This window comes from Bacteroides oleiciplenus YIT 12058 (assembly GCF_000315485.1).
Lineage (GTDB): Bacteria > Bacteroidota > Bacteroidia > Bacteroidales > Bacteroidaceae > Bacteroides > Bacteroides oleiciplenus.
Map to the genome: position 1 here is coordinate 181229 of NZ_JH992942.1, position 23790 is coordinate 205018.

21 protein-coding genes are annotated in these 23790 nt (G+C 44.9%); 13 read left to right on the forward strand and 8 right to left on the reverse strand.

Features of this window, described 5'->3' with window-relative positions; all coding sequences use genetic code 11:
* Positions 1-7: 7 nt before the first annotated feature.
* Entirely contained in the window at positions 8-877 is an 870-nt protein-coding gene (locus HMPREF9447_RS14325; RefSeq protein WP_009130448.1) for an NAD kinase, read from the reverse strand.
* 104 nt (positions 878-981) lie between these two features.
* On the opposite strand from HMPREF9447_RS14325, the gene HMPREF9447_RS14330 reads away from it, so the two are divergent.
* The 13 genes from HMPREF9447_RS14330 to folE all read left to right on the forward strand — a co-directional run bounded on the left by HMPREF9447_RS14330 (position 982) and on the right by folE (position 12068).
* Positions 982-1695, forward strand: a complete 714-nt coding sequence (locus HMPREF9447_RS14330) for a pyridoxine 5'-phosphate synthase (protein ID WP_044138243.1) — start codon at positions 982-984, stop codon at positions 1693-1695.
* Positions 1695-2408 (forward strand): MotA/TolQ/ExbB proton channel family protein, encoded by a 714-nt coding sequence (locus HMPREF9447_RS14335; protein WP_009130450.1) that lies wholly within the window; start codon positions 1695-1697, stop codon positions 2406-2408. The genes HMPREF9447_RS14330 and HMPREF9447_RS14335 overlap by 1 nt, the downstream gene beginning before the upstream one ends.
* Before the next feature lie 81 nt (positions 2409-2489).
* Positions 2490-2864 (forward strand): ExbD/TolR family protein, encoded by a 375-nt coding sequence (locus HMPREF9447_RS14340; protein WP_044138200.1) that lies wholly within the window; start codon positions 2490-2492, stop codon positions 2862-2864.
* 18 nt (positions 2865-2882) lie between these two features.
* The gene (locus HMPREF9447_RS14345; RefSeq protein ID WP_044138201.1) at positions 2883-3698 is read left to right on the forward strand and encodes a TonB family protein; all 816 of its coding nucleotides are present in this window, start codon (positions 2883-2885) and stop codon (positions 3696-3698) included.
* Positions 3699-3711: 13 nt separating this feature from the next.
* Complete coding sequence (locus HMPREF9447_RS14350; protein WP_009130453.1) at positions 3712-4260, forward strand: DJ-1 family glyoxalase III; 549 nt, start codon at positions 3712-3714, stop codon at positions 4258-4260.
* A 28-nt stretch (positions 4261-4288) separates the two neighbouring features.
* The gene (locus tag HMPREF9447_RS14355) at positions 4289-4963 is read left to right on the forward strand and encodes a 2-C-methyl-D-erythritol 4-phosphate cytidylyltransferase (RefSeq protein ID WP_181983165.1); all 675 of its coding nucleotides are present in this window, start codon (positions 4289-4291) and stop codon (positions 4961-4963) included.
* On the forward strand, positions 4951-7047 hold the full coding sequence (gene recG / locus HMPREF9447_RS14360; RefSeq protein WP_009130455.1) for an ATP-dependent DNA helicase RecG: 2097 nt from the start codon (positions 4951-4953) through the stop codon (positions 7045-7047). The genes HMPREF9447_RS14355 and recG overlap by 13 nt, the downstream gene beginning before the upstream one ends.
* Positions 7048-7318: 271 nt before the next feature.
* A complete protein-coding gene (locus HMPREF9447_RS14365; RefSeq protein WP_044138202.1) occupies positions 7319-8191 on the forward strand; it encodes a M23 family metallopeptidase in 873 nt (290 codons plus the stop codon).
* 120 nt (positions 8192-8311) lie between these two features.
* The gene (locus HMPREF9447_RS14370) at positions 8312-8854 is read left to right on the forward strand and encodes a DUF1599 domain-containing protein (RefSeq protein WP_044138203.1); all 543 of its coding nucleotides are present in this window, start codon (positions 8312-8314) and stop codon (positions 8852-8854) included.
* Complete coding sequence (locus HMPREF9447_RS14375) at positions 8844-10130, forward strand: BT_3928 family protein (protein WP_044138244.1); 1287 nt, start codon at positions 8844-8846, stop codon at positions 10128-10130. The genes HMPREF9447_RS14370 and HMPREF9447_RS14375 overlap by 11 nt, the downstream gene beginning before the upstream one ends.
* Before the next feature lie 22 nt (positions 10131-10152).
* Positions 10153-10908: a triose-phosphate isomerase gene (tpiA, locus tag HMPREF9447_RS14380; RefSeq protein ID WP_009130459.1), complete on the forward strand. Its 756-nt coding sequence runs from the start codon at positions 10153-10155 to the stop codon at positions 10906-10908.
* A gap of 95 nt (positions 10909-11003) precedes the next feature.
* On the forward strand, positions 11004-11459 hold the full coding sequence (locus tag HMPREF9447_RS14385) for an SPOR domain-containing protein (RefSeq protein WP_009130460.1): 456 nt from the start codon (positions 11004-11006) through the stop codon (positions 11457-11459).
* Between the two features lie 9 nt (positions 11460-11468).
* Positions 11469-12068, forward strand: a complete 600-nt coding sequence (gene folE, locus HMPREF9447_RS14390) for a GTP cyclohydrolase I FolE (RefSeq protein WP_009130461.1) — start codon at positions 11469-11471, stop codon at positions 12066-12068.
* Positions 12069-12449: 381 nt separating this feature from the next.
* On the opposite strand, the gene dnaG is transcribed toward folE, so the two are convergent.
* From dnaG to iadA, 7 genes are all read right to left on the reverse strand, one after another.
* Positions 12450-14537: a DNA primase gene (gene dnaG / locus HMPREF9447_RS14395; protein ID WP_009130462.1), complete on the reverse strand. Its 2088-nt coding sequence runs from the start codon at positions 14535-14537 to the stop codon at positions 12450-12452.
* A gap of 292 nt (positions 14538-14829) precedes the next feature.
* Positions 14830-15603 carry a prephenate dehydrogenase/arogenate dehydrogenase family protein gene (locus HMPREF9447_RS14400; RefSeq protein ID WP_009130463.1) on the reverse strand — a complete coding sequence of 258 codons (774 nt, stop codon included), beginning with the start codon at positions 15601-15603 and terminating at the stop codon, positions 14830-14832.
* Between the two features lie 80 nt (positions 15604-15683).
* Positions 15684-16751: a bifunctional 3-deoxy-7-phosphoheptulonate synthase/chorismate mutase type II gene (locus HMPREF9447_RS14405; protein ID WP_009130464.1), complete on the reverse strand. Its 1068-nt coding sequence runs from the start codon at positions 16749-16751 to the stop codon at positions 15684-15686.
* A 213-nt stretch (positions 16752-16964) separates the two neighbouring features.
* Entirely contained in the window at positions 16965-18146 is a 1182-nt protein-coding gene (locus HMPREF9447_RS14410) for a pyridoxal phosphate-dependent aminotransferase (RefSeq protein WP_009130465.1), read from the reverse strand.
* On the reverse strand, positions 18121-18969 hold the full coding sequence (locus tag HMPREF9447_RS14415) for a prephenate dehydratase (RefSeq protein WP_009130466.1): 849 nt from the start codon (positions 18967-18969) through the stop codon (positions 18121-18123). Before HMPREF9447_RS14415 ends, HMPREF9447_RS14410 begins: the two co-directional genes overlap by 26 nt.
* 645 nt (positions 18970-19614) lie before the next feature.
* Complete coding sequence (locus HMPREF9447_RS14420; protein ID WP_009130467.1) at positions 19615-22641, reverse strand: M14 family zinc carboxypeptidase; 3027 nt, start codon at positions 22639-22641, stop codon at positions 19615-19617.
* Positions 22638-23783 (reverse strand): beta-aspartyl-peptidase, encoded by a 1146-nt coding sequence (gene iadA / locus HMPREF9447_RS14425; RefSeq protein ID WP_009130468.1) that lies wholly within the window; start codon positions 23781-23783, stop codon positions 22638-22640. The genes HMPREF9447_RS14420 and iadA overlap by 4 nt, the downstream gene beginning before the upstream one ends.
* Positions 23784-23790 lie beyond the last annotated feature (7 nt).

The following is a 23790-nucleotide window of genomic DNA, read 5'->3' on the forward strand; positions in this document are numbered from 1 at the left end:
TGTTTTGCTACCTTACATCTGCCCCCCACATCAACTTGTTGCGAAGTGTATCGAAGAATATATGATTAAACCGCTTTACTACCTTGATGCTGTAATCTGCCCGTGAGATTCTCAAACGGGTCGTCTCTTTGCATGATTCGCTACGTCCATCAATGGCAACAAGAAAACTATGGCTGCGACTTTCAACGTCGAGAGTGACTTCCCAATCGTCGCAGATGACGATAGGGCGGACATTCAGGCTGTGCGGGGCAACCGGAGTAATAGCGATTGTCTTGCTATGGGGCACAATGACCGGACCGCCGACACTAAGAGAATAAGCAGTGGAACCGGTAGGAGTGGATACGACTAATCCGTCTGCTTGATAAGTAGTGAGGTGTGCACCATTGATAGCTGTATGGATACTAATCATAGAAGAACTGTCACGTTTTAATACCGCAATTTCATTGAGTGCGTAAGGCGATTTCATTAAGTTCTCATCATCGCAATGTAATTGCAATACGCTGCGTTCCTCTACTTTATAGTGGTTATTATAGATTTCATCAAAAGTTTCTTCCATTTCTTTCGGGGAAATATCTGCCAGAAAACCGAGACGCCCGGTATTGATACCCAGAATGGGGATATTCTTTTTGCCTACCCGGCTGGCTGCTTTCAGGAAAGTGCCGTCGCCACCGATGCTGATAACCATATCGGCTGTAAAGTCATCGCCGTCGAAGAGTTCGGCGGAAGCGATATTCATGTGAAGATCCGAAGTCAGGAAGTTATAAAACTCTCTGCATATACAAAGCTGGGCATTGCGCTGTTCCAGCAAACGGAACAAAGTCTCCGCATGTGTTGATTTTTTAGCTTGGTAGGTATTCCCAAAAATGGCAAATTTCATCGTCAATACTTTCTTAATGAAATGCAAATATGGTATTTTTTTCTCAGAACGCTGCCAATATATCGCTATTATTTGTACTTTTGCGCAAAACTATGGACCGAATTATGACTAGATTAAGTGTAAATATAAACAAGATTGCAACGTTGCGTAATGCTCGTGGGGCTGATGTCCCTAATGTGGTGAAAGTGGCACTGGATTGTGAGAACTTCGGCGCAGACGGGATTACCGTGCATCCGCGTCCTGATGAAAGACATATACGCCGGAGCGATGTGTATGATCTCCGCCCGTTGCTTCGTACGGAGTTTAATATCGAAGGATATCCGTCTCCTGATTTTATTGATCTGGTGCTGAAGGTAAAACCTCATCAGGTGACCTTGGTTCCAGATAGTCCTGCTCAGTTGACTTCCAATGCCGGCTGGGATACCAAAAAGAATCTGGAATTTCTGACTGAGGTGCTCGATGGGTTTAACCATGCGGGTATCCGTACTTCTGTGTTTGTTTCTGCCGATGCGGAAATGATAGAATATGCTGCTAAAGCTGGTGCCGATAGGGTGGAACTCTATACGGAACCTTATGCAACAGCTTATTCCCAGAACAAGGAAGCTGCCGTGGCACCTTTTGTGGAAGCTGCCAAAGTAGCGCGTAGTTTAGGGCTGGGTTTGAATGCCGGACATGACTTGAGTTTGGTGAATTTGAATTATTTATATCAAAACATTCCATGGATGGATGAAGTTTCTATCGGGCATTCGCTGATAAGTGATGCTTTGTATCTGGGACTGGAACGTACTATTCAGGAATATAAAAACTGTCTTCGTTGATGAATGCAATGTTGTTATTGGCCCAAGTGGCTCCGGCGCTGACCGACTCTATTTCCGGCGCCAATCCGGTATTGACCCAGGTAGCTGGTGCTGAAGAGATGAATTTATGGAGCATGGCTGTCAAAGGTGGTTGGATTATGATTGTTCTTGGACTGCTGTCCGTGCTTTGTTTCTATATCTTGTTCGAACGCAACTACTTTATTCGCAAGGCTGGTAAAGAGGATCCGATGTTCATGGACAAGATAAAAGACTACATTCTGGATGGAGAGATAAAGGCTGCCATAGCATATTGCCGCAGTGTGAACACTCCGGCGGCCCGTATGATTGAGAAAGGTATCAGTCGATTGGGACGCCCGGTGAATGATGTGCAGGCAGCTATCGAGAATGTGGGAAATATTGAGGTAGCCAAGTTGGAGAAGGGATTGACGATTATGGCTACAATCTCCGGAGGTGCACCGATGATTGGTTTCCTCGGTACGGTAACCGGTATGGTACGGGCTTTTTATGAAATGGCTAATGCCGGTAATAACATTGATATCACGCTGCTTTCAGGAGGTATTTACGAGGCTATGATTACTACAGTAGGTGGTTTGATCGTAGGTATTATTGCTATGTTTGCCTATAATTACCTAGTGACATTGGTAGACGGTGTGGTGAATAAGATGGAAGCTAATACCATGGCATTCATGGACCTCTTGAATGAACCAGCGTGATTAAATTAAAAATAGAGAATTAAAAATTAAAAAATAAAGAGGGTGCTACAACGTAGAGCTAAAATATCGCCTAATTTCAGTATGGCATCTATGACGGATGTCATCTTCCTGTTGCTGATTTTCTTCATGATCACGTCTACGGTTGTTTCGCCGAATGCTATTAAGGTGCTGCTTCCGCAGGGAAAACAACAGACGTCTGCCAAACCTTTGACGAGGGTTATTATTGATAAAGATCTGAACTTTTATGCGGCATTCGGAAATGATAAGGAGCAGACGGTTTCTTTAGAAGAATTGACTCCTTTTCTACAGTCGTGTGCAGCAAAAGAACCGGAAATGTATGTGGCGCTTTATGCGGATGAATCTGTGCCTTACCGGGAAATCGTGAAAGTGCTGAACATTGCTAATGAGAATAAGTTCAAGATGGTGTTGGCTACACGCCCACCGGAAGGAAAATAAAACGTAATACGGAAAACGGTGAATCCGAAAAAGAAAAGCAAATATATAGGAATGGTAGGTGCGCTGCTGGTACATGTGGCGTTTATTCTCCTGTTGATACTGGTAGGCTTCACTATGCCGGAACCGCCGGAAGAAGATGGTATGCCTGTGATGCTGGGTGAGGTGCCCAATGCATTTGGAAGTGCCGATCCTTCTTTGGTAGAGGTGGACGTGATACCTGAGACTGTTGCCCCTGAGGTGCAGGAGACGGTGGAGCAGGAGATGCTGACCCAGGAGGATGAAGAGACCGTTGCTATTAAACCAAAAGCGGAAACCAAGAAAGAAGAAGTAAAAAAGAAACCTGAAAAAACAGAAGCTGAAAAAGCCGAGGAAGCTCGGAAATTGGCAGAGGCCAAAGCTGAGCGTGAACGTAAAGAAGCGGAAGAAGCTGCCCGCAAAAGAGTGGCAGGTGCTTTCGGAAAAGGGGCGCAAATGGGAAGCAAGGGTACGACCGAAGGGCAAGGAATTCAGGGCAGTCCTACCGGAAACGCGCCGGCTGGTGCGTCGAGTGGAACAGGTGGTTATGGAACTTTTGACCTCGGTGGACGTTCTTTAGGACAAGGAGGTTTGCCGCGTCCGGCATATAATGTACAGGATGAAGGAAGGGTAGTGGTTGCCATTACTGTAAATCCTGCGGGACATGTGATTGCTACCAGCATTGACCGACAGACCAATACCGTGAACCCTGCCTTACGGAAAGCTGCCGAAGAGGCGGCAAAAAGGGCTCGTTTCAATGCCGTGAATGGCTTGAATAACCAAACAGGGACGATAACATATTACTTTAATCTAAAATAAAAGGAGAACAATTATGGGTACAGTTTATGTTTTTTTTGCAGACGGATTTGAAGAAGTGGAAGCTTTCACTTCTGTAGATGTGATGAGACGTGCAGGGCTGAACGTGGAAATGATAACGGTGACTCCCGATGAAATAGTGACAGGTGCACATGACGTGCCGGTACTTTGTGACAAGAATGTAGTGAACTGTGATTTTTATGACGCAGATTTAATCCTTTTGCCCGGAGGGATGCCCGGAGCCGCTACGTTGGAGAAGTGTCCGGAACTTCGTAAATTAATTTTGGAATTTGCCGAAAAGAATAAACCGATTGCAGCAATCTGTGCCGCTCCCATGGTACTAGCTAAGCTTGGCTTGCTGAAAGGACGTAAGGCAACCTGTTATCCTGGTTTTGAACAGTATCTGGAAGGTGCTGATTTTACAGACGCTCCGGTGGAAAGAGACGGTAACATCATTACTGCTAAAGGGCCGGGAGCTGCAATGGAATTTGCTCTGGCTGTTGTAGACATGATGCTGGGTAAAGAAAAAGTACAGGAACTGAAAGAAGCCATGTGCGTTATCTAACTTTCATTTTTTCATTTTTAATTTTTTATTGATGAACTATGCTCTGATAGTTGCCGGCGGTAAAGGGTTGCGTATGGGGGGAGAACTTCCCAAACAGTTTTTGTCCATAGGTGGGAAACCTGTGTTGATGCGCACACTGGAAGCCTTTTATGCCTACAATCCGGAGATACATATTATATTAGTGCTCCCGCGTAGTCAACAGTATTATTGGGCACAACTATGCGAGGAGCACTGTTTTTCTTTACCGCACATGGTGGCGGACGGGGGAGAGACCCGTTTTCATTCAGTGAAGAATGGATTGGCTTATGTAACCACGCCGGGATTGGTGGGTGTGCATGATGGTGTTCGCCCGTTTGTCTCTCAGGAAGTGATAGCCCGTTGTTATGAGCTGGCTGCTGAAAAGAAAGCTGTTATTCCTGTGGTAGATGTGGTGGAAACTGTGCGCCATCTGGAAGGAGAGGGGAGCGTAACCGTTGGGCGGGATGAATATAAATTGGTGCAGACTCCACAAGTGTTTGATGCCGATTTGTTGAAACAGGCTTATGAACAACCTTATACTTCTTTTTTTACGGATGATGCTTCGGTAGTGGAAGCGATGGGAGTGCCCGTATATCTGGCGGCGGGTAACCGGGAAAACATTAAGATAACGACTCCTTTTGATTTGAAAATAGCCGCTGCTTTGTTGGATTCATGTTTGATTTAGCTTCTCGTGACATAAAATACCTCTCGGGTGTGGGGCCACAACGTGCTTCAGTGCTTAATAAGGAATTGGGTATCTATTCCTTGCATGACTTATTATATTATTTCCCTTATAAATATGTGGACCGTAGCCGTATCTATTATATTCATGAGATTGACGGCGCGATGCCTTATATCCAGTTGAAAGGGGAAATTCTTAGTTTTGAAACGGTTGGGGAAGGACGGCAACGGCGTTTGGTTGCTCATTTTTCAGATGGTACGGGAGTTGTGGACCTGGTCTGGTTCCAAGGCATTAAATTTCTTATCGGTAAGTACAAGGTACATCAGGAATATATTGTATTTGGTAAACCCAGTGTGTTCAACGGACGAATCAATATTGCCCATCCGGATATTGACGATGCTTCAGAATTGAAACTTTCGACGATGGGGCTACAGCCTTATTACAATACATCGGATAAGATGAAGCGGAGTTCTCTTAACTCTCATGCCATTGAGAAGATGATGAGTGCCGTGGTGCAGCAACTTCGTGAGCCATTGCCTGAGACGCTTTCTCCTGCAATACTGGCAGAACATCATCTGATGCCGTTGACGGACGCTTTGAGGAATATTCATTTTCCTGCTAATCCGGAACTGCTCCGTAAGGCGCAGTATCGGTTGAAATTTGAGGAACTTTTTTATGTACAACTGAATATCCTCCGTTATGCCAGAGACAGGCAGCGGAAGTATCGGGGATATATATTTGAAACGGTAGGCGAGATATTCAATACTTTCTATGCCAAAAATCTGCCTTTTGAATTGACCGGTGCCCAGAAACGCGTTTTGAAAGAAATACGTCGTGATGTGGGTAGCGGTAAGCAAATGAATCGTCTTTTACAGGGTGATGTGGGTAGTGGAAAAACCTTAGTGGCTTTGATGAGCATGTTGATAGCGTTGGATAACGGTTATCAGGCCTGCATGATGGCCCCTACTGAAATTCTGGCTAATCAACACTATGAAACAATCCGTGAGTTTTTATATGGAATGGATATACGTGTGGAGTTGCTGACTGGTTCCATTAAAGGTAAAAAACGGGAAGCCATCCTTACCGGCTTGTTGACGGGTGATGTACATATACTTATCGGCACGCATGCCGTGATAGAAGATACGGTGAATTTCTCTTCACTGGGATTGGTTGTAATTGATGAACAGCACCGCTTCGGTGTGGCACAACGTGCACGTTTATGGACTAAGAACGTGCAGCCCCCTCATGTGTTAGTGATGACTGCTACTCCTATTCCACGTACTCTGGCTATGACTTTGTATGGCGATCTGGATGTCTCTGTCATTGATGAACTCCCTCCGGGGCGTAAACCTATCGTAACCATTCATAAGTATGATGCACATCGTGCAAGTTTGTATCAATCTGTTCATAAACAACTTGCAGAAGGCAGGCAGGTCTATATTGTCTATCCCTTGATTAAGGAAAGCGAAAAGATAGACTTGAAGAATCTGGAAGAAGGCTATCTTCATGTTTGTGAGGACTTTCCGGAATGTAAAGTCTGCAAGGTGCATGGTAAGATGAAGCCTGCCGAGAAAGATGCACAGATGCAACTTTTTGTATCTGGTGAAGCGCAAATCATGGTAGCAACTACAGTTATTGAAGTCGGGGTGAATGTGCCAAATGCTTCTGTGATGATTATAGAGAATGCCGAACGTTTCGGATTGTCGCAGCTTCATCAGTTGCGTGGGCGTGTGGGGCGTGGAGCGGAACAATCTTATTGTATTTTAGTGACCGGTTATAAGTTGGTTGAGGAGACCCGGAAGCGGTTGGAAATCATGGTACGGACTAATGATGGCTTTGAAATAGCCGAAGCTGACCTGAAATTGCGTGGCCCCGGTGATTTGGAAGGTACGCAGCAAAGTGGTGTCGCTTTCGATTTGAAAATAGCAGATATCGCACGTGATGGTCAGTTGCTCCAATATGTGCGTAGCGTTGCGGAGGAAGTGGTAGATGCTGACCCGACGGGTGTTTGTCCGGAGAATGAAATCTTGTGGCGCCAATTGAAAGCACTGCGAAAGACCAACGTTAACTGGGCTTCCATAAGTTGAATAACGGTTAAACATACGCTTTATTTGCATTTTTATGTTGTAAAACATATTAGTTCTTATCTTTCCGATTAATAGGGAGTTACGGACACTTTTGCTACTTCTCTTTTTACCCCTTTCCGAAAAAATAGTTAAGGATAGACTTTTCATTTAAAGAAGAAATACTACCTTTGGGAGAATTTTTAAAATAAATCTGGATATTCGGTGACGAACAAGAGGTGTTGGTGACCAGAGGTACTTGCCAACGGATATCAAAAATGAATGACGAAACGGAATGAATTTCAATTGCATTAAAACGATTCTAATAGCTGCGACGGCAATGGTCAGTCTGAATTCTTTCTCTCAGGACCTGATTGCTCGCCAAGCCCCTATCGACAGAAAACTCAAGAGTGTTGACTCTCTGGCTTTACAAAAGCAGATACGTGCGGAACAATCCGCCTATCCCGGTTTAAGTTTGTATCCGACCTGGAATAATGAATATGTACAAGCTTATGGTGATGCTATTGTGCCGGAAAGTTATAAAGTCGATTTGACCGGCTTTTGTATGCCTACTACGCATACAAAGATTACAGATGTGTTCGGCTATCGTCCCAGAAGACGTAGAATGCATTATGGGTTGGATATTAAGGTATACGTAGGTGATACGATCCGTGCTGCTTTCGACGGTAAGATACGTGTTGTTAAGAATCAGGGTCGCCGTGGATATGGCAAGTATATCGTCATTCGTCATGACAATGGACTGGAAACAGTTTACGGACATTTGTCCAAACAAATAGTAGAGATTAACCAGTTGGTTAAAGCCGGAGAACCTATTGCTTTAGGTGGTAATACCGGACGTTCTACTGGATCACATCTACACTTCGAGACCCGTTTCCTGGGAATTCCTATTAACCCTGCATTAATGTTCGACTTTGAAAAGCAAGATATCGTTGCTGATCATTATACTTTTAATAAGACCAAATCTTCGAAGGGTACAACTGCCCGTAGTATGGCTTCCGGCGAAGGATTGTTCTATAAAGTGAAGAATGGTGATACGTTGTCCAAGATTGCATCACGCCAAGGGGTGTCTATTGACAAGCTTTGCCAATTGAATCGTATTACACGAAAAACAATTTTACGTCCGGGACAAGTCCTGCGTTGTTCGTAAGATATAGATAACCTTATAAAGAAGAGGGCACTTTAATATAATTTAGAGTGCCCTCTTTTCTTTTTTCTTTAATTATTCCTACCTTTGCCACGAAATGCGAAAATAGGCATTTGTAAGGAAATGAAAGATACCAAACAACAATTTGAACATGTCATTGCCATCTGTCGTGATTTGTTCTCCAAGAAACTACATGATTACGGTCCGGCGTGGCGCATTCTTCGCCCGGCTTCCGTGACCGATCAGATATTCATCAAAGCCAATCGTATCAGGAGTATCGAAACCAAAGGAGTGACGTTGGTGGATGAAGGAATACGTTCCGAGTTCATTGCGATTGTCAACTATGGCATTATCGGACTGATACAGTTGGAACTGGGGTATGCAGAATCAGCAGATATGACGAATGAAGAGGCCATGGAACTATATGATAAATATGCCAAGACCTCACTGGAGCTGATGCTTGCCAAGAATCATGATTATGATGAGGCGTGGCGTAGCATGCGTGTCAGTTCGTACACTGATTTGATATTGATGAAGATCTATCGTACAAAGCAGATTGAAAGTTTGTCAGGTCAGACTTTGGTGTCGGAAGGGATAGATGCTAATTATATGGACATGATTAATTATTCCGTGTTTGGTTTGATTAAGATTGAATTTGGAGACTAAACAAAAACATATAATCTGGAAAAGCTGGGTGAATGTATGCCGCTTCTTATTGGCGGCAGTGTTCATCTTTTCCGGTTTTGTGAAGGCAGTCGATCCATTAGGCTCTTTTTATAAGATTCAGGATTATCTGACTGCTTTCGGGATGGCTTCCTGGTTTCCGACTTATCTGCAACTACTATTTGCTGTTGTATTGTCAGCGTTAGAGTTCTCTGTAGGTGTTTTCTTGTTTTTTGGCATACGGCGGAGATTTGCTACAGCTTTGGCATTGTTGCTGATGATTGTGATGACGCCACTGACATTTTATCTGGCTTTGGCAAATCCGGTATCCGATTGCGGATGTTTTGGTGACGCCTGGGTATTGACAAACTGGGAGACGTTCGGTAAGAATATAGTGCTGCTGATTGCAGCAATAACGGTTTTCAAAGGCGGAAGGCAGATTATTCGTTTTATTACGGCAAAGATGGCATGGATGGTTTCCATGTATACGTTCTTGTTTGTCTTTGCACTTTCATTCTATTGTCTTGGCAATCTGCCTATTCTGGATTTTCGTCCTTACAAGATAGGACAGAATATAAAGGAGGGCATGGAGATACCCGAAGGAGCAAAACCAAGCGTATTCGAGAGCCGTTTCGTTTTAGAGAAGGACGGAAAACAACAGGAGTTTACGCTGGAGAATTATCCGGATAGCACATGGACGTTTGTAGAAACGCGTACAGTGCTGAAAGAAAAGGGATATGAGCCTTCTATTCATGACTTTTCCATCATGAGTTTGGAAACAGGAGAGGACTTGACTGATAGTATTTTATCGGATAAGGGATATACGTTCCTGCTGATAGCCCATCGCATAGAAGAGGCTGATGACAGTAACATAGACCTTATCAACGAGATATATGATTATAGTGTGGAGCATGGTTATGGATTTTATGCCCTGACGTCCTCGCCGGAAGAACAGATAGAATTATGGCGTGACAAGACTGGGGCGGAGTATCCTTTTTGCCAGATGGATGACATCACTCTGAAGACCATAATCCGTTCCAATCCCGGATTGATGCTGATAAAGGAAGGTACCATCCTGAATAAGTGGAGTGATAACCGCTTGCCAGATGAGTATGTGCTGACGGACAGTCTGGATAAACTGGAACTCGGTCAGCAGAAGCAAGAGAGCGATTTACGTACGATAGGGTATGTGCTCTTATGGTTTATCATCCCATTGCTGATTGTTATTTGCGTTGACATCCTGGTTGTTAAACGCCGGGAGAAGAAGAGATTATATTAACCCTTTTAATAAATAAAACAAAATGAGAAAAAACATTGTTGCAGGAAACTGGAAAATGAACAAAACCCTTCAGGAGGGTATTGCTCTTGCAAAAGAACTGAATGAAGTATTGGCTAACGAAAAGCCTAACTGTGATGTAATCATCTGTACTCCTTTTATCCACTTGGCATCGGTTACTCCGTTGGTAGACCCTGCTAAGATTGCTGTAGGTGCTGAAAACTGTGCTGACAAAGAATCCGGTGCTTATACAGGCGAAGTTTCGGCTGCTATGGTTGCTTCTACAGGCGCTAAATATGTAATCCTGGGTCATTCAGAACGTCGCGCTTACTATGGCGAAACTGTTGCTATCCTGGAAGAAAAAGTAAAATTGGCTTTGGCTAATGGTTTGGCTCCGATTTTCTGTATCGGCGAAGTATTGGAAGAACGCGAAGCTAACAAGCAGAATGAAGTAGTTGCCGCTCAGTTGGCTTCTGTATTCTCTCTGTCTGCTGAAGACTTCTCTAAGATTGTATTGGCTTACGAACCGGTTTGGGCTATTGGTACAGGCAAAACAGCTTCTCCTGCTCAGGCTCAGGAAATCCACGCTTATATCCGCTCATTAGTTGCTGACAAGTACGGTAAGGAAATCGCTGACAATTGCTCTATTCTTTATGGTGGTAGCGCTAAACCGTCTAATGCAAAAGAATTGTTTGCTAACCCTGACGTTGATGGTGGCTTGATTGGTGGTGCAGCTCTGAAAGTTGCTGACTTCAAGGGTATCATTGACGCTTTTAATTAATTAAGGCGAAAAGGAAATAGATGCAAGTTGACAAGGGGATTTTTCCTTGTCAACTTGTTAACTGAAACCTCGTCGACTATATAAAACATAATCTAATGAAAAAGCTTGGTTTACTTTTAATTGCATGCTTTGCTTTCGCTGCTTTTGCTTCGGCCCAGAATAACATTGTGAAGAGTTTGGAACGCAATGTGCCGGGACAGGGTAAGGTAACCATCCATCAGGATGCCCGCATTGAGGCCTTGATAGGTCAGGAGTATATCCCTACCGGGACGGATAACAGAGTGCTTAAGAGTCAGGGTTACCGCGTACAGGTGTATGCGGGAAATAACACCAGTAGAGCCAAGAATGAAGCCCACTCAGTGGGTTCACGTATCAAAGAATATTTTCCGGAACTTTCTGTATATACCTCTTTCAACTCTCCCCGCTGGCTGTGTCGTGTAGGAGATTTCCGTAGTATTGAAGAAGCAGATGCCATGATGCGCCAGTTGCGTGCTACAGGTGTATTCAAAGAAGTATCTATCGTGAAAGAGCAGATAAATATTCCCTTATAAAAAAATATCATGTTAGGAAAAGAAGAAATCGTATCTCCTGCACTGGATGAACTGAAAGAACATTATCATCGTATTATAACTTTGTTGGGCGAGGATGCCGAACGCGAAGGACTACTGAAAACTCCCGAACGGGTAGCAAAAGCTATGTTGAGTTTGACAAAAGGTTACTTTATGGATCCTCACGAAGTTCTCCGTTCTGCCAAGTTCAAAGAAGAATACAGCCAGATGGTGATTGTAAAAGACATTGATTTCTTCTCACTCTGTGAGCACCACATGCTTCCATTTTATGGGAAAGCACATGTGGCTTACATTCCCAATGGCTACATTACGGGGCTGAGTAAGATTGCCCGTGTGGTGGATATTTTCTCCCATCGCCTGCAGGTGCAGGAACGCATGACGCTCCAGATAAAAGAATGTATTCAGGAAACACTGAATCCTTTGGGGGTGATGGTGGTTGTGGAAGCTAAGCACATGTGTATGCAGATGCGCGGAGTTGAAAAGCAGAATTCCGTGACGACTACTTCCGATTTTACCGGTGCCTTCAATCAAGCGAAGACGCGTGAAGAGTTTATGAACCTCATTCGTCAGAATTCGTTTACCCTCCTATAAGTTTAAAAGTATAAAGTATCTGCCACCTGCCACTTTTTGACGTGTATCTGTTTGACTCTTATTGAGTTGAAGCGTTGCAGATACCTGTTGCAGATAGGTTGCAGATGGAGTATCTGTAACACTCTTGTTATGGTTGACGATATATCGTGTGTTGACCGTCAGATTGCTTGTATTTTCTTTTAGATAAATGTGGCAAATGGTTAGTTCACAGGGATGAACACTTTGTTTTGATCTATAGGAACACTTTGTTTGTATATCTTAAAACGGGTTGTTTGATGCATTGAAACAGACTGTTCGGTGCATTGGAACAAACTGTGCAATGCGTTGAAACATTCTATTTCCAGTGTCAGAACAGAGTATATCCTTATTGTAACGGGAGAATTACCCGTTAAACACAACCCGGTCTCCCAGGCGTTTGGCCATAATACTTTTAATTTCCCTCAGTTCTGTGTAGCGTTTCATGATAGAAGTGCATTGTTCTTCATCATTGGCTACGGCAGGCTCTTGCAGGGCATACATCATGTGTTTCATTTCTTCGCTGATGATAGCGAACTTGAAATTAATCATGAGCGTAGGTACTAATTCGAAGAGGCGCTCCTCATCGGTCACTAACCTTTGGGCCTTGGAGTGATACTTACTTAGTTGGTAGCGGTCGGCGATTAGCTCCGTACTTAGTTTGCTGATATTAGGGTCGGGATGCGCCAAAAAGTATCGTTCTGCGATGAATCCTTCACGGTGTATATGTTCTGCCGCTTCTGCCAGCATCTTTCTGTGCAACGGATTGTGGAAAGCCAGTTCATCCTCTTTTAAATCATTAACTACGTATTCTGTTACTGTGACAGGGGTTTCATTTCCTTCTTCATCGGGAACGTTGCACAACACTTTTTCTCCGTAGCGTACTACCATTTGCAGGATGAGGCGTTCGTATTTGTAGAATTCCTGCCCCTCTTTTCCTTCCTGCGGGATATAAGATACATATTCAGCAGCTTCCGGTGGAAGCGGTGTACCACCATCAGGCATTTCTCCATCCATAGGATAGGGCGGCATCTCTTCCGGATAGGGTGGTTGCATGCCGTCGGGAAGCGATGCCTGGGCAGCATTACGTGCAGCATTGTTTTTTCTTGTTTCCCGGTTTCTTTGTTCCGTCTGCTTCTCTGCCTGTGCTTCGCGTCGCTTGGCCACTTCCGAAACTAGCAGTTTGTCTTCTACACGAAGCAACTGACTGCATTCTTTAATATATACATCTCGGATAATTGCCTCAGGAATAATAGATATACTTTGTACAAGATTACTGATTAATTCTGCACGTTTGATGGGATCTTTTCCCGCATCTTCCAGTAAGAGATTTGTTTTAAAGCGTATAAAGTCTGTCTCATTATCCTGTATGAATTTCTGGAATTCCGTGGCATTGTGCTTGCGGGCAAAGGAGTCTGGATCTTCTCCGTCTGGAAGCAGGCAGACTTTAATATTCATCCCTTCTTCCAACAGCATGTCGATACCGCGGAGAGATGCCTTGATACCTGCCACGTCGCCGTCGTAAAGTACCGTGATATTATTGGTGAAGCGGTGAATGAGCTTGATTTGCCCCGGAGTCAGCGCTGTACCCGAAGAGGCTACAACGTTTTCTACCCCGGACTGGTGCATGGAAATCACATCCGTATATCCTTCCACCAGGAAGCAACGATCTTGTTTCACAATTGCCTGCTTGGCAAAATAAATGCCATACAGTTCATTGCTCTTGTGGTAGATTTCTGATTCGGGAGAATTGACATACTTTACCTTGATTCCCTTTGTGGCACTGCTCAATACACGTCCGCCGAAAGCAACTACCTTGCCGGAAAGTGTATGTACCGGAAAGATGACACGCCCCCAGAAGCGGTCGCGCAAGCGGTGGTCATCTGTTTCGTAGCAAAGCCCTGTCTTGACGAGATATTCTTTTTTGAATCCCTTCTTGATAGCTTCCTGAGCCATGGCATCGTGGCTTTCGGTGCAATAGCCCAACTGAAACTTTTCGATGATATCGTCCCGGAAACCACGGTTGCGGAAGTAAGCCATACCGATGCTGCGTCCGTCCACATGATTTTTGAGTATATTTTGGAAGTAATCGCGTGCAAAGTTATTTACGATAAACAAACTTTCACGTTCGCTCTGCATCAGTTTCTCTTCGCTGGAGAGTTCGCGCTCCTTAATTTCAATACCGTACTTCTTGGCCAGATATTTTAGAGCTTCAGGGTAGGACATCTGCTCATGTTCCATGATGAAGTGTACCGCATTGCCCCCCTTACCGCAGGAAAAGCACTTGCATAGCCCTTTGGAAGGTGATACGTAGAAGGATGGCGTCTTGTCATCATGGAACGGACACAAGCCTACATAATTCACACCTCGTTTACGCAGCGTAACGAAGTCTGATACGATGTCTACAATCTGAGCGGCATCCAGAATTCTGTCTATGGTAGGTTGGTCTATCATTGGATAATTGTTTTTGCGAATGCAAAGATAAAAAAAATCCCTCGTTGAGGACGAGGGAACCTAATGTTTTCACAACGGAATAATCCTTATTGTGATTTGCTTCAAAATCACAACTGAATTGTATATCATTCCTGCAAGAACTCAGCTATTTTAATAATTCAAAGATTAAAATATAAGCAAATCCCATCGAAGTCCGAGACATTGCCATTTATCTTATTAATGAATTGAAGAGAGAAGCGTTAAAGATCTTTTTTCTAAAAATATACCCTCTTCAATTCTTTTATCTTCCTTTTTATTTAATCTTTTCCCTGATTTTCGTTAGATACTGCTTCATACCTTCCGCATCTTTTGCGCTGATTATCTCCAGCAGATTCTTCAGCTCCAGACGGATATTCTCCACTTGTGAAGGAGTTCGGGGATTGAACAGGATTTCCTGAAGCAAGTAATCATCTTCACTTAGCAAACCTTTGGCAATTGCCATATGCTTTTTGAACGTAGTACCCGGTGCTTCCTGATGCTTCATCACGGCTGCGAAAACAAACGTAGATACAAAGGGAATGGATAACGAATATGCCACGGTTTCGTCATGTTCGTCGAAGGTATATTCGAAGATGTTCAGACGAAGAGTCTGATAGAGATCTTTAAAGAAAATCTTTCCCAGATGGTCACCTTCACTGATAATGATGGCATTCTCGCTGCTCAGGTTGCTGAGGCTGGCAAACGTAGGACCGAACATCGGATGCGATGATACATAGCGGAAGCCACTCTCTTCATAGAATTTCTTCAGACCCGTTTTTACTGAGGCAATATCACTGATGATACAGTCTTTGGGCAGTACAGGCAGCACCTTGCGGAATGCATCCAGCGTATACCTCACCGTGGCGGCATTGATTACCAACTCCGGCTCAAAGTCCTTTATCTCTTCCAGCGTGGTGAAACGATACGTGTTATAGACAAAGCGCAACTGGTGCGGATTCACGTCGAACACTGCCGTTTCATGTTGGAAACTTAGAATATCTGTAAAGAAAGAGCCCATCTTGCCGGCTCCAAGTATTAAAATACGCACGTTATTTAGTTTTTAGCTGTTAATGATTAGTGATAAATGAAAGATGGAGTGCCCATTAATCACTTATCACTAACCGTTGATCACTTATTTATAATTTCCATTTGTTGCCTCACACTCTCTTCGTGTATCAGCTCGAACACTTTTTTGATGAATTCGGAATCCACGCCAAGGAGTACGCCTTGTGACCCGCGCTTATCCAGAATCTCGTTGTAACGTCCTGTCTGCAGGATGGTCATATCATGCTCTTTCTTGAAGGTTCCGATTTCACGTGCCACACGCATACGCTTGGCAAGTTCCTGCATTAGGTTGTTGTCGCACTCGTCAATCTGCTTACGCAGTTCGCTGAGGTTCTCCGTGGTCTGAGTCTCCTTACGGATGACGAGCAGGTTCAGGATATAATCCAATACATCGGGCGTCACTTGCTGTGAAGCATCGCTCCATGCACAATCCGGGTTGCAATGGCTTTCGATAATCAGGCCGTTGAAGCCGAGGTCCATTGCCTGCTGACAAAGCGGAGCTATCAGTTCGCGTTTTCCACCGATGTGGCTGGGATCGCAGATTATCGGTAGATTCGGGATGCGGCGGCGCAGCTCGATGGGGATATGCCATTGCGGCAGGTTGCGGTACAACTTCTTATCGTAGCTGCTGAAACCACGATGAATGGCCGCAAGACGTTTCAGTCCGGCGTTGTTGATGCGTTCCAATGCACCGATCCAGAGTTCCAAATCGGGGTTCACGGGATTCTTCACGAAGACAGGAACATCCACACCTTTCAACGCATCAGCAATCTCCTGCATGGCAAACGGATTGGCAGTGGTGCGTGCACCAATCCAAAGGACGTCGACACCTGCTTTCAGACATTCGTACACATGCTTGGCAGTAGCCACTTCGGTAGAAACATACATGCCTGTTTCCTTCTTCACCTCTTTCAGCCATGCCAGACCGTCTACGCCCACACCTTCAAAACCACCTGGTTTGGTACGTGGTTTCCAGATTCCGGCACGGAATATCTTCATTCCCTTTTCAGCCAGTTGTTTGGCAGTGCACATCACTTGTTCTTCTGTCTCGGCGCTGCAAGGACCTGCAATTACCATAGGACGTTTGTCCTCAATACCCGGCAGCAAAATTGATTCTAATTCAAGTTCCATATTCGTTATTTGTTTAATTATATTCTTGTTGTATAAATCTTTCTTAATCTCTTCTGAGCCTTCCACAACTCCCGCCAACAGAGCGTTTTCAACGTGTTAATAAATAAAGGCGGGATTCTTTAAAAACGTTGCCCTCATTCTTTAAGAATCTTCGGTGCGTTTATTAACACCGGACTTTGCGTTTTTTAAAAGGCTCTCTCTTTGTAAGTATATTTACTTCATCTCTTTGATGCGTTTCAAGGCCTCTTCCAGTTTATGGTCCTTGCAGCAAAGCGAGATGCGGATATACCGTTTTCCATTGCTTCCGAAGATGAAGCCCGGTGTGATGAATACACGTGCGTTATGCAACACTTTCTCCGTTAACTCTTCCACGTCGACACAACTGTCGGGAATCTTTCCCCAGAGGAACATACCAACCTGTTTTTCGTCATATGTACATCCCAATGCCTCCATGATTTCTCCGGCCAAATGACGGCGATTGCGGTAGTTCGTGTTGTTTCCGTCGTACCATTCCTGTTCAGCTTCCAGCGCTGTAGCGGCTGCTAACTGCATGGCGCGGAACATACCGCTGTCGATGTTACTCTTCACTTTCAGTATCCACTGCACGAAGTCGGCATTACTTGCCAGCATACCGATACGCCAGCCGGGCATATTGTGGCTCTTGCTCATGGAGTTGAATTCGATGCAGCAATCTTTGGCACCCGGCACGCTGAGGATGCTGAGAGGGTTATCGTTCAGGATGAAGCTGTACGGATTATCGTTCACAATGACTATATCTTTGCGGCGGGCGAAATCTACCAGCTTTGCGTAAAGTTCCGGCGTTGCATTTGCTCCGGTGGGCATGTTCGGGTAGTTGGTCCACATTAGTTTTACGCGGCTCATATCCATCTTTTCCAGTTCGTCGAAGTCGGGCATCCAGCCATTTTCTTCTTTCAGGTTGTAGTTGATGACTTCTGCACCGAGTATTTTGCTCAACGATGTGTAGGTGGGGTAGCCCGGGTTGGGCACCAGCACTTGTTCGCCCGGATTGACAAATGCCAGCGTGACGTGCAGGATACCTTCTTTGGAACCGATGAGCGGCTGTATCTCCGTATTCGGGTTCAGTTCCACGCCGTACCATTTCTTGTACCATCCGGCAAAGCTGCGGCGTAGTTCGGGGATGCCGACATAAGGCATGTATCCATGTCCGTCGGGGTTTTGCGCTTCTTTGCAAAGTGTCTGTATGGTTGCTTCCGAGGGCGGCATATCAGGACTGCCGATACCCAGACTGATAACGTCCTTACCTTCGGCATTCATTTGTGCCACTTCTTTCAACTTCTTTGAGAAGTAGTATTCGCTCACGCTCGCCAATCGGTCGGCGGGCTTTATTTTAGATGTTTGATTTACCGTCTGCATATTCGCCTAATATTTTAAGTTCTTTGGTTAGCGGTGTGATGGCCGCGATGGATTGTTTATATCTCAGTATATTGTCAAAAGCTACGTCTACGTAAAATTGATATTCCCATTCCCGTCCGATGATGGGCAGCGACTGTATCTTCGTCAGGTTGATGCTGTAGAACGAAAGGATGGAGAGTACTTGCGAGAGGCTTCCTTCCGTGTGGGGCAGTGTGAATACCATGCTTGCCTTGTTCGTCTCCGGATGGGGATGACGCCGTATTTCGTCTACCTGCCAAGGGTCGGCAACCACCAGAAAACGGGTGAAGTTATGTTTGTTTGTTTCGATACCTTCTTGCAACACCTTCATGCCATAACGCTCGGCAGCAGCTTTTGAACAGATGGCAGCGTGTCCTTTCTGGTTCTCCCGTTTGATGATTTCGGCGCTGAGGGCGGTGTCTTCACCTTCCACAACTTTCATCTTGGGGTGTTGGGCGAGGAATTCGCGGCATTGCATCAGTGCGATGGGGTGGGAGTTGACTTCCGTGATGTCGTTCCAATCTTCTTCAGGCAGACAAACAAAACTGTGTGAGATGCGCAGTTTATACTCGCCGATGATTTGTGTTCCACTTTGGCGCAACAGCTCGTTGTTGTGCAGCAAGCTGCCTGCAATGGTGTTTTCTATTGCCAACATGCCTATGGTCTGGCTATCCTTTTTCACGGCTGCAAACACGTCCTCAAAGTTGGCGCAACAGATTAACTCTATTTCTTCTCCTTCGAAGTACTTGTGTGCGGCGATGTCGTGATACGACCCTAATGTTCCTTGAATGGCTATTTTCTTCATACTGTTTCTTTAAAAAAAAATCCCGCTTCCATACAATGGAGCGGGATTTAAGTATATTACTTTAGTTCTCTATTCAGTTCTTAAGCATCACTGTCACTTGACACATACAAACTCCCGCTCTACTTTCTGGCTAAAGTAAAAGTAAAAAAAGAAGTAATATGTATAAGTAAACAAATTCATACTTTCGTTTTCTTTTTGATTCTTAATTCGTGGCAAAAGTAATACTTTTCTTTTATATGCAAACAAAAAACGATCTTTTTTTTATTTCTTCTTTAGTTTTAATCTGTTGGAGGAGCTAATTTATTGTTGTGCGGATAGGGAATAAAAGAGTGATAGGGTGATAAAGTAGCTGTATTGTATAGTTCCGGGCTATAAAATTAAAGGTTTGCAGCCTTGAGTTGCGCAATTAGTGCTTGTTTTGTTCATTATCTGCATATACTTGGAGCAAATGATGTTCATCATAGGCGGAGGTATACTTCCAGCTTATTGAACGCATTCAGAAAGCTTTCCGAACGTGTTCCCAAAGCTTTCTGAATGCGTTCAATAAGCTTTGGGAATAAATTGACGATTACAAGCTCTGCATTTATCAGTTTCCGGATATTATAAACTAAAACAATTTGTGTTCTATATGAATCATCATTTTATTCAAAATCCCTTTCTATATATCGGCAATTCTTCTCCCGATCCCGTATGGATTACATTGAAGTTAACAAAACCATTCATAGACTCCGGCTCTAAAAGAGTTACGGCAAGGTTTGCATTCTTTTGGGAGAGCCGAATGATGAAACAACCTGCCGGGAAACATTTCTTTTCCTTTATTACCCGGGTAGATACGGTGACCGGAAAACTCTTCTCCCATTCCTTCTTCGCTTTCTTGTATTCGGTAACAATATACTTTTCTACGGTAGTGGTGAATGCCTTTGGGGCCTGTTCTACTTCAAGTCCCAGAGCGCGCAACTTTTCTGCTTGCACAATGCAGGTATCCGGCAGAATGTAGGCTTTAGGGCGTTTGCGTACTAAATCCGCTTTTAGTTGAAGTGCATCGAAGGTAGGGATGGTTTCTGTAAAATACTCATTTTTATTAAGATCAATAAATGAAATAGGAAATTCTGTCCGGGTAGGCTGAAAAGTGACATATATATCCTCCTTTCCGGCACGAGTCTCTTTAATAGCTTTTTGTATGGTATTTCTTACTTCTTTGAAATGAACTGTTGCTGTTTCCAGAATGCTGCGGGATACCAGGAAACCACATTCGGCACGGCGGGCGAAAGAAGTTCTTCCCAACCCTATACCGCGAATTTCTATAAACAGAGATACGGCATTGGTAAGTCCCTGAAATGTAGAACTGGATTGTGGACTTTTGGCATCTTTTGCTGCATATAAACTATCGTTCTTTATGCTTGGAGTAAAGTAGAAACCGGAGCTATAACCGTTGGCTTCCAATGCTCTCACTGCTTTTTCACGGAACAATCCGTTGGATAATTGGCGTATGCCAGTAGAGATATTCAGATGGCCGCTGGGCAGAAACAATACGTCACTGGCAGTGGCAGATGCACTTCCACGCAACAGCTTGAATTCCTTGCGGAAGGGGGTAAACTCGTGAATATCCAGAGCAATATCGGGATTCCAGTCTTTATATGCTTTCTTGAGCAAAAGGGTTACCGGATCGGAGAGTTTACTTTGATCCCGATTCAGGTCAAGACCACTGCCTGATTTACGACTTTGCAATGCATAGCCATCCATGTTGGCTATGGGAATCAGTGCAAGAGATACTTTATTCAAAAGGGCATTGCCTTCTGAGGTATTGAGAAGGTAATCGGCAAGTAGGCAGGTGGCCTCGGGGCCGGCAGGTTCGTTACCATGTAATCCTGCCTGTATCCATACCCGTATATTTTTACCTTTTCCCTGTTTACCGAAATAAAGAACAGGAATTTTCCTGCCTTGTGGAGTAGTCCCGATTTCGGACAAGGTTACTTTGTCCGGATGTTTATCTGTTAATGCCTGTAGGTAGCAGTTTATTTCGAATAAGGAAGCAAGGCCTTCTTCGATCGGTTTACTGAGAGTGGGGGTAGTGTACTCCTTTTCAGGTTCCGGATAGAAATGGGAAGTCACGGCTTCCGGCTGTGGCGAAGGCTGAATATTCCATAGGGAAAGGTTACTAAGAACCGTTTCCTGTGCTGTCCGTTGCAGATAGAGAGCCTCTTTCTGCGGCAGCCCTGCATGATAGCTGCTTGTATAGGTTTTTTGGAAAAAGACTGAACAGAATATATTAGCGGCAAGATAAGAACCTTGCACAGACGGATGGCTATGGTCGGAATTATAGAGTGTGAGGCTGGGCTTCTCCGTGCGGATACGCTTCCAGGCAACGCCTACGGGGGCACACCAGGCATTTAACTGGCGGGTCATCTCCAGATAACTTTCAGCAAGGCGTTGTTGCATTTCGGCATACGTGTCGATGTTATGCCCCCAGGTCATATAAAAGATGGTTTTTCCTTTAGGATTATAAAGACGGCGCAGACTGTCGAGAGATTGGGCTGGTTTGTATACATTCTCCCGTACCCAATCTTTTTCACGGGCGGGTGCCTTACTTTGGTCTTGCAATACTACAAAGTCCCAGTTTCCCTCACGGATGGCTTCAAGGGTCTCAGGGTTGGCGGCATGTTTCTTTAGTGTCCAGCCTCCATGTTCTATCAGCTTTACGGAGAGTTTGTGTCCGGTGGAAGCAGCAAGGGTTTGCACCTGACGGACTAAATGATTGTACTGTGTATAGCTGTTTCCAATAAACAGCGCCCGCAGAGAATCTTCCATCATAACCGGAACGGCACGTTCGCCCATATCGGTGGAATGGTGTCCTATGCCTTGCTCTTCTATTTTCTGCCAGTTGCAGGGCCAGTTCTTTTCGGCAGCTACCTGATGGATATATTGATAAAACCGATTGCCGCGCTCGTAGCGGTTACGGCCTTGTGCTTCTGCTTCGGGAGTTTTACGTAGATAAGATTCCCGGATGGTATCACCTGTAGCCAATTGGAGAATAACCGGCTTGGCAAGATACTTTTGGATTGCTTCGGGGGTGATATAAGGGATATTGCGCACTCCATAAGGAAAGTTTAGCGAAACATCAGGAAAAGTGTACCAGCCAGGGCTGCCGATAACTGCCTTCTCCACATATGGGCTATCATAGAAGAGCATAAAGCGTTGCACAAACTGCCCTCCGGCCGAATGGCCGTAAATCATATAACCTTTCCGTTGGCTTCCCGAATGTTGGCGGACGTACTCGAATATCTTATCAATCAGGGCGGGAGTCTGCTCTTCAACAGGACGCACAGTATTATTACTATTGTCGATTACACCAACTTCCTGATAATCGTGCAGAGGATATTCTTTCAGGTCGAAATGGGGGATGAAAACCATGAATTTATGTTTCTCTGCTTCCCGTTTCCAGGCTTTGAGCAGATATTTGTAGCCTCGGTCTGCCCCTTCGAATACAAAGACGACAGGCATGTGGCGTACATCACCGGAAGTGGGGATGTAATAATGGACATCTACCGGACGGTCGGCAAAGGGCGGATAGCCTTTGTAGGTGAACATGCCCTCGCCGGAGGAAACGACGGGCATTGCATAAAGTCCGGTGCAAAGAAAAATGATACTGAGAAGTAGAAGTAACTTTTTCATTCTTCGTACCTCCCTTTCATTATGACTTTCTTATTCTTCATTGCCACCTTTCCACGTGCTATGACATCCGTCAGGCACAGTTCATTGTCAAGAAAGCAGAGGTCTGCATCAAAACCGACGGCTATTCTACCTTTGGTGTGTAGCTTGAGATTATGTGCCGGATTGCTGGTGATGAGAGTAAGAGCCTTTTCCAGAGGTAGCAGTCTTTCTTTTACCAGTAATGTCATTTCTTGTAAGTTGAGGTGCAGGGGAGCGGGACGGTAAGTAGTCTCTCCCGTTTCAGGATTTACCCGGCGTACCCCTCCGCGTCCGTCACTGGAGAATGTAATGCGGTCCAGTGGCACATGGGCTTCAAGAGCCTTCATGACGCAACGGTGGGGAGCATCGAACTTGGTTCCTCCGGTAGAAAAGTCTATCATACCTCCCATGCAGGCAAATTCAATGGCTTGGTGGAATAATGCCTCTGTGCGTATCAGATGGGTAGGTGAGAGGTATGAAATGAGTGTGGGATAATGGCGCGCAATATTTAGTAACGGTGTAATGCCTTCGGGCAATGCTCCGAGATGGATGTGAAGGACACCTCCTTTGCCGGAAGTAAAACCGCCGAGGCGTACCTGGTTGATGAGACGCAATATTTCCAACTCGGTAGGAAAGGCACTGCGGTCGTCGCTCATAGCCAGTTTGCAACCGACCACTTTATCAATGAATATAAGGTCGTCGGCTACACAAGACATCAATGTTTTTGCGGGTAAGCCGTAGAAACTGGTAAGCATATAGGCACTGAGCCCGTCACCTTCCAAGGCTTTCGTTTTGGCATATAAGGTTGTCAGTTCCTTTACGAAGCCATCTGTGCCGAGCAGTCCCAATACAGTGGTTGTTCCGCAAGCCACCAGTTCACTCACGGATACGTCGGGGACTAATGAAGCATATCCTGTCTGCCCTCCTCCTCCGGTGATGTGAACGTGTTGATCAATAAAGCCGGGGGTGACGGCGCATCCTACGGCATCTATGGTTTCAAAAGGGATGCCTGTCAAGTCTATTTTCCGGTCTATGAGAGCAATCTTGTCGTCCGCCAGCAGAATGTCGTTCATGCCGAGAGGTTCGGGAGCGTACAGATTTGCATTTTTTATCAGTGTAAACATGGTTATG

Coding starts and splice junctions, on each gene's coding strand:
- HMPREF9447_RS14325 (WP_009130448.1), bottom strand. CDS start 877: ATGAAATTTGCCATTTTTGGGAATACCTACCAAGCTAAAAAATCAACA.
- iadA (WP_009130468.1), bottom strand. CDS start 23,783: ATGTTTACACTGATAAAAAATGCAAATCTGTACGCTCCCGAACCTCTC.
- tpiA (WP_009130459.1), top strand. CDS start 10,153: ATGAGAAAAAACATTGTTGCAGGAAACTGGAAAATGAACAAAACCCTT.
- dnaG (WP_009130462.1), bottom strand. CDS start 14,537: ATGATAGACCAACCTACCATAGACAGAATTCTGGATGCCGCTCAGATT.
- HMPREF9447_RS14420 (WP_009130467.1), bottom strand. CDS start 22,641: ATGAAAAAGTTACTTCTACTTCTCAGTATCATTTTTCTTTGCACCGGA.
- HMPREF9447_RS14340 (WP_044138200.1), top strand. CDS start 2,490: ATGGCATCTATGACGGATGTCATCTTCCTGTTGCTGATTTTCTTCATG.
- HMPREF9447_RS14410 (WP_009130465.1), bottom strand. CDS start 18,146: ATGCAGACGGTAAATCAAACATCTAAAATAAAGCCCGCCGACCGATTG.
- HMPREF9447_RS14405 (WP_009130464.1), bottom strand. CDS start 16,751: ATGGAACTTGAATTAGAATCAATTTTGCTGCCGGGTATTGAGGACAAA.
- HMPREF9447_RS14415 (WP_009130466.1), bottom strand. CDS start 18,969: ATGAAGAAAATAGCCATTCAAGGAACATTAGGGTCGTATCACGACATC.
- HMPREF9447_RS14365 (WP_044138202.1), top strand. CDS start 7,319: ATGAATTTCAATTGCATTAAAACGATTCTAATAGCTGCGACGGCAATG.
- HMPREF9447_RS14335 (WP_009130450.1), top strand. CDS start 1,695: ATGAATGCAATGTTGTTATTGGCCCAAGTGGCTCCGGCGCTGACCGAC.
- HMPREF9447_RS14385 (WP_009130460.1), top strand. CDS start 11,004: ATGAAAAAGCTTGGTTTACTTTTAATTGCATGCTTTGCTTTCGCTGCT.
- HMPREF9447_RS14330 (WP_044138243.1), top strand. CDS start 982: ATGACTAGATTAAGTGTAAATATAAACAAGATTGCAACGTTGCGTAAT.
- recG (WP_009130455.1), top strand. CDS start 4,951: ATGTTTGATTTAGCTTCTCGTGACATAAAATACCTCTCGGGTGTGGGG.
- HMPREF9447_RS14370 (WP_044138203.1), top strand. CDS start 8,312: ATGAAAGATACCAAACAACAATTTGAACATGTCATTGCCATCTGTCGT.
- folE (WP_009130461.1), top strand. CDS start 11,469: ATGTTAGGAAAAGAAGAAATCGTATCTCCTGCACTGGATGAACTGAAA.
- HMPREF9447_RS14350 (WP_009130453.1), top strand. CDS start 3,712: ATGGGTACAGTTTATGTTTTTTTTGCAGACGGATTTGAAGAAGTGGAA.